Source organism: Pseudoduganella sp. RAF53_2, from assembly GCF_052113985.1.
GTDB lineage: Bacteria > Pseudomonadota > Gammaproteobacteria > Burkholderiales > Burkholderiaceae_D > Rugamonas.
On record NZ_JBFRDW010000330.1, the window covers coordinates 1 to 6,654 of the forward strand.

2 protein-coding genes are annotated in these 6,654 nt (G+C 61.6%); both read left to right on the top strand.

All coding sequences use genetic code 11. The features are described 5' to 3' along the window. Positions 1 to 164: 164 nt before the first annotated feature. Complete coding sequence (locus AB4Z11_RS19060) at positions 165 to 3,545, top strand: TIM-barrel domain-containing protein (RefSeq protein WP_442026908.1); 3,381 nt, start codon at positions 165 to 167, stop codon at positions 3,543 to 3,545. 79 nt (positions 3,546 to 3,624) lie between these two features. Beyond that, positions 3,625 to 6,603, top strand: coding sequence for a TonB-dependent receptor domain-containing protein (locus tag AB4Z11_RS19065; RefSeq protein ID WP_442026910.1), 2,979 nt, complete (start codon positions 3,625 to 3,627; stop codon positions 6,601 to 6,603). The last annotated feature ends 51 nt before the right edge of the window (positions 6,604 to 6,654 follow it).

Below are 6,654 nucleotides of genomic sequence, written 5' to 3' on the forward strand. Positions count from 1 at the left end.
AAAAGTCGCCTTTTTGCTACGATTTCGAAAGTTTGCACCGCAACAATTTGAATAAACGAAAGATAAATGCCTGAATTTTCAGTTTTTTTCTTTCTTTTTGTTGACGCTACTTGTTTTTGTTCCTAAAGTTAGGGTGCCAAAACCGCAATTCTTTCGAAAATATTATGAAACTCCGTCTTGCTGCATCTCTGCTGATGGCTGCTTTTGCCGCCCACGCCGCCCCTGTCGGAAACCTGCGCACGCTCAGCGCGGACGCCGCACAGCAATGGGAGCTGGTCACCGATACCGGCGCTCATATCCGGGTCAGCCTGCCGCGCGCCGATGTGCTGCGCATCTGGGCCGCGCCGAATGCAGAGTTCAGCGGGGCGGGCGACAAAGCGGCATCCATCGTCGTAGGCGAGGCGGCGCCTGATGTGCAGCATACCGTGAGCGAGAAGCCTGACCATATTCTGATCCAGACTGCGGCGCTCAGCTTGCGCATCGATCGCAAACCGTTGCGCTTTACTTTGTACCGCGCGGGCGAAACGCAGCCGCTGTGGCGCGAGGTGCAGCCGCTGGAACTGAGCGCGAAACAGAGCGTGCAGGTGCTCTCCAGCGACAAGTCCGAACACTTCTATGGTGGCGGCCAGCAGAACGGACGCTTCGAATTCAAGGGCCGTCAACTGGACGTGTCCTATTCCGGTGGCTGGGAAGAGGGCGATCGTCCAAGCCCGGCGCCTTTTCTGATGAGTTCCCGCGGCTGGGGCATGCTGCGCAATACCTGGTCGGACGGCAGCTACGATTTGCGCGACAGCACCCAGGTCACGCTGGAGCATGCGGAGAACCGCTTCGACGCATACTACTTCGTCGGCAAGGACATGCACGATGTGCTGGCCCGTTATACCGAATGGACAGGCCGCGCGCGCCTGCTGCCGCGCTGGGCCTTCGAATACGGCGATGCCGATTGCTATAACGATGGCGACAATGTGAAGAAGCCGGGCACGGTGCCGAAGGGCTGGACCGATGGCCCAAGCGGCAAGACGCCCGATGTGATCGAAAGCGTGGCCCGCAAGTACCGCGAGAACGATATGCCGGGCGGCTGGATCTTGCCGAACGACGGCTATGGTTGCGGCTATTCCTCGCTGCCGGAAGTGGTGCAGGGCTTGTCGAAGTACGGCTTCCGCACCGGCCTTTGGACGGAAAACGGTGTCGACAAGATTGCGTGGGAAGTCGGCAAGGCCGGCACGCGCGTGCAGAAACTGGATGTGGCGTGGACAGGCAAGGGCTATCAGTTTTCGCTGGATGCGAATAAGTCGGCTTACGACGGCATTCTGAATAATTCGGACAGCCGTCCCTTCATCTGGACCGTGATGGGCTGGGCGGGTACGCAGCGTTACGCGGTGGCCTGGACAGGCGACCAGAGTGCGAGTTGGGACTATATCCGCTGGCATATTCCAACGCTGATCGGATCGGGCCTGTCCGGACAGGCTTATGCGACGGGCGATGTGGACGCCATCTTCGGCGGCAGCCCGGAAACGTACACGCGCGATTTGCAGTGGAAGTCGTTCACRCCGGTGTTGATGGGCATGTCCGGCTGGTCGGCTGCTGAGCGCAAGCATCCCTGGTGGTTTGATGAGCCTTACCGCAGCATCAATCGCCGCTACCTGAAACTGAAGATGCGCCTCACGCCSTATATGTATGGCTTGTCGCGCGAGGCCGAGCAGACGGGCGCGCCGCTGGTGCGCGGAATGATGTGGGATCACCCGAATGATCCTGCGGCGTGGTCGGAGTCGTACAAGTATCAGTTCCTGCTGGGGCATGAACTGCTGGTGGCGCCGGTGTATCGCAGCCAGGCGGTGTCGCAGGGCTGGCGCAAGGGCATCCATCTGCCGCAGGGACGCTGGTTCGATTATTGGGATGGACGGCAGGCGACTGCAGGTGCATCCGGCCGCGATATCGATTTGCAGGTGACGCTGGATAAGTTGCCGGTGTTTGTGCGCTCGGGCGCGATTCTGCCGATGTATCCGGAGATGCTGTATGACGGGCAGAAGCCGAAGGACCAGCTGACGCTCGACCTTTATCCTGAAGGTGATTCGTCGTATTCATTGTACGAAGATGATGGCAATACGCGCCAGTATCAGAAGGGCGCTTTCAGCACGCAGGAGATTCGCATGCATGCTGCCGCGGAAGGCGTGCGCGTTGAGGTTGCGCCTGTAGTGGGCGAGTATGCGGGGCAGGAGGCACGGCGTAGCTATGCGGAGCGTATGCTGCTGGCGCAACGTCCCGCTGGCGTGCAGGCAGCGGGCAAGGCGCTGGCGCAGCGTGCATCGCGTGCAGAATTTGATGCGGCGGCCGAGGGCTGGTTCTTCGACGCGGCCGAGCGCAAGGGAACGCTGCACGCCAAGACTGCGGCGCAGGATATCCGCCAGCCGCTCGTGATCGCGGTTGCTGCTGGCGCGACCGCACCTGCTGGCGGAGCGGCGCCGGTGGCGGGCGCCGCGCAGCCATCCGCGTCCGGGGAGGCCGCGTCGGCAGCCACCGTAGCTGGTGTGCTGTTCCGTGCTGACGACGAATTCCCCGCAGCGCCGGCGATGGGGCGGGCGCTGCCTGCGGACGCAATGGTCGTGGTTAATCGTCCTGCGGAGGAACCCGGTCAGCCGCTGGAGAACGCTTTCGATGGCAACCCGGCCACCTGGTTCCGCACCTTGCGCAGCCAGGCCGTGCGCAGCGGCGCGCATGAGTGGACTATCGGCTTCACCGAGCGCCGCCTGATCGACGGTATCGAACTGGCGCCGCGTAACGATCAGCACTGGAAGCACGGCCAGATCCGCGACTACGAAATCTATATCGGCGACAGCAATGGCGACTGGGGCGCGCCAATTCAGAAAGGACGCCTGAAACTGCAGGAAGGCGCGCAGACCATCAGCTTTGCAGCTACCGCGGGACGCCTGCTGCGTTTCCGCGTGCTGAGCACACAGAATCCGGAAGGCGAAGCGGCATCGGCGACCGATCCAATGGTCACCGCAGCACAAGGCAGCACCGCGCAAGCCTATAACGCCTCCGTGCCGAACGAAGTCGCCCCAATCACGCTGTCCGAGTTCCGTATCCTCGARCATCGCGTACCTGAGGGCGCCGAACAGCAGCAATACCTGTCCGACCTGACGCTGCCTAAAACCATCGGCCGCGACAAGCCTGCCGGCAAGGCGAACGAAATGCGCATGAACGGATTGCGCTTCCGTAAAGGCCTGGGCGTCGGCGCAATGAGCCGCATCGACCTGCAACTGCAAGGCGGCTGGCACCTGCTGCGTGCCGACCTTGGTGTGGACGACAGCTGCCGCGCCAACGGCGGTCTGCAATTCCAGGTCTGGAGCGGCGACCGCCTGCTCTACGACAGCGGCTTCATTACCGCGCCGGCGGTGGTCAAGCCGGAAATCGATGTCCGCGGCCTGAGTCAACTCAGTCTGCGCACGCTGGGCGCGCGCGGCGCTCATCCCGCCCAGGTTTGCGGCAACTGGGCCAACGCCGTACTGACAGGCACGGAGGGCGCCACAGCCCGACTGCGCTAACCGCAATCTAAGCATCCACTTCAAGCACCCCTCTTCGAAGGGGAGGGGCGCTCTCAACCTAAAAAAAGAGGAGACGCACTTGGAACTGAAGAAATTGATGGCCGCATTGGCCGCAGCAGGCCTGGCTTCCGGCGCACTGGCTGCCGACCCGGTCGACGACAAGGCCGAAAACGCCGAGAAAGGCGAGAAGCTGGTCCGCGTTGAAGTGACCGGATCGAGCCTGAAACGCATCAACGCCGAAACCGCATCGCCGGTGCAGGTGATCGATGCCAAGGAAATTGAAAACATGGGCGCCCGCACCCTGCTTCAGGTGCTGGACAACATCCCCGCCGCACGTCCGGCGCAGCAGGACTTCCGCTCCATGTTCACCGGCTCCGATGGCGCATCGCAGGCCAACCTGCGCGGCCTTGGCGCACAAGGCACGCTGGTGCTGCTGAATGGCCGCCGCCTGTCCTTCTACGGCGCACCGGCTGGCTTCCAGACCATGTTCGTCAACATCGACGCGATCCCGGCCGCGGCGATCGAGCGCATGGAAATTCTGACCGACGGCGCCTCGGCGATCTACGGCTCCGATGCCGTAGCGGGGGTGATCAACGTGATCACCAAGAAGAACTACCAGGGCCTGGAAGCGCGCGTCAACAACGACTCCTCGTCCAATGTGAAGTCCTACGGCGAGCATCAGGCCAGCATCCTGTACGGTAAAGGCGACCTGGCCAGCGACGGCTACAACATCTACGGCTCGCTGAATCTGTACAAGCGTGACCGCATCGCACTGGAAGACACTTATCTGAAGCGTCCGGACTACTTCTACACCGCCAACCCGACCTTCATCCGCGACTTCCGCAACGGCACCGGCAGCGAGCCCGGCGTGCTGAATCCGGGTACTTTCTTCGTTTTCGATAAAGCCAACAACAATGCCCGCACCCAGCGCGCGGTGCCAGGCTGCCCGACCAGTGTGACTGAGGCGGCAGGCACACGCTGCATCTGGAACAATCTGCCGTACGCACTGGATACCGGCCCGTCGTCCAAGCGCGCCACCGGCTACCTTGCCGGCCGCCTGAAGATCAACGACGACACGGAAGCTTTCGCCGAAGTCGCCTTCACCCACATCAATTTACATGGCGATAACGGCCCGCGCAGCTTCAACAGCGGCAGCACCTCCAACTGGTTCGCGCGCAACACCGGGACGCAGCTGAATACCTTCGTCTATCCTTATCTCGGTCCGAACAACGTCTACCTGAAGGGCAAGCTCGATCCGGATATGGCCGCCAAGATGGGCGGCGCGGCAGGTCTGAACTATCTGCTGCAGGACGCGAACGATCACTTCGGGCAGACCAACACCGACAACAACTACCGCGTGCTGGCCGGTTTGCGCGGCTCGCTGTTCAATGGCTGGGACTATGAGACTGCGGTTGGCGTAGCGGGCAGCCATTCGGTGCTGTACCAGACTATCAACGTCAATATCGACGGCTTCCAGAAGGCCTTTGGTCCGTTCACCAAAGATCCGGTTACCGGCCGCACGTATATCTCCGATAACCCGGCCTACCATTTTGGCGAGATCAGCGAGTCCAATGCGGCCTTGCTGCGCGCAGCCTACCCAACCTTCGACATCCAGTCCTGGACCAAGCTGATTACCTGGGACGGCAAGCTGGAAGGCACCATCGCCAAGATCGGGGACCGCGAAGTGCGTGCCGCCGTGGGCGCGAACCTGATGCGCGAAAGTTTCTACACGCCGGGTAACACGGACGCGGCGAATGGCCTGATCACGCAGCAGGGTGGCTCCTGGTTTGACGGCCAGCGCACCATCTCCGCACTGTTCGGCGAGGTGGTGGTGCCGGTGACCGACAAGCTGGAACTGAATGCAGCGGCACGCGTCGACAAATATCCGCACTTTGCCGCCAATCTGGCGCCGAAGATCGGTGTGCAATGGCGCGCGCATCCGGACCTGATGCTGCGCGGTACCTACTCGGAAGGCTTCCGCGCACCGAATCTGGCGGAATCGGGCAGCGGCGGTGTGTTCGCGCAGGTTGGCGGCATCCGCGACACCGTGCGCTGCGACGAAACCAATGCCATCGCCAAGACGCTCATGAAATCCGTCTCGCCGACCGATGTCGATCTGGGCAAAACCCTGCTGAATTCCAACTGCTCGACCACCGTCGGCGGCCTGACGCCACCGAACCCGGATCTGAAGCCTGAAAAGGCCAAGATCTCCACCGCCGGCATCGTGCTGCAGCCGGCCAAGGATGTCAGCATCTCGCTGGACTACTGGTTCGTCTACCGCCGCGACGAAATCGTGCGCCAGGACTTCAACCAGCTGTTCACCCAGCTGGTTGACCAATACGGCCCAACGCTGGCTGGCGCGGGCAACGCGACGCGCATGGCGCTCACCGATGCGGACCGCGGCAATATGGCGGCCGTCGCTGCAATGTGCGCCAATCCCGCCAATGCGGCTGCCTGTGCCAGCGGCGTGCCGAAATATTCGGTTGGTAATCTGGCTGGCCTGATCAACTCCTACTCGAACCGTGGCCGTACTCTGATCGATGGCGTGGACATCGACGCACGCGCCAAGTTCTCGCTGGGCGAATGGGGCAAGCTTGGCACCGGCGCTTCCGCGACGATCCGCCGCCGCGAGGTGTACAACTATGAGGACGGCAGCGGCTTCTCCGGCAACTACGTGGGCTACTACGATTCGCCGCGCGTGCGTGCAACCGTCAACGCCGACTGGAGCTATCGCAACTTCATCACCAGCGTATTCGTGAATTACACGGGCGGCACCAAATGGGCTTATGGTCCTTACGACACCGACAACACGCCGGAAAACTGCATGGCGGCAGGCGTCGATATGCCGAAGAATGCCTGCGACGGCACGCCTTCCTACACCACGGTCAATCTGGGTTTCACCTGGAAGCCGATCAAGAACCTGGACCTGGGCCTGACCATCAAGAACGTGACCAACAAGATGCCTTACTTCGATCCGAATGGCTGGGAAGGCTATAACCACAGCCAGAATCTGTTCGGCCGTTCGTATGCATTCGCAGCGAGCTACAAGTTCTGGTGATCCCGCTACAATGCAAATTCAATTCGAGGCATAAAGATGGACAAGCAATTC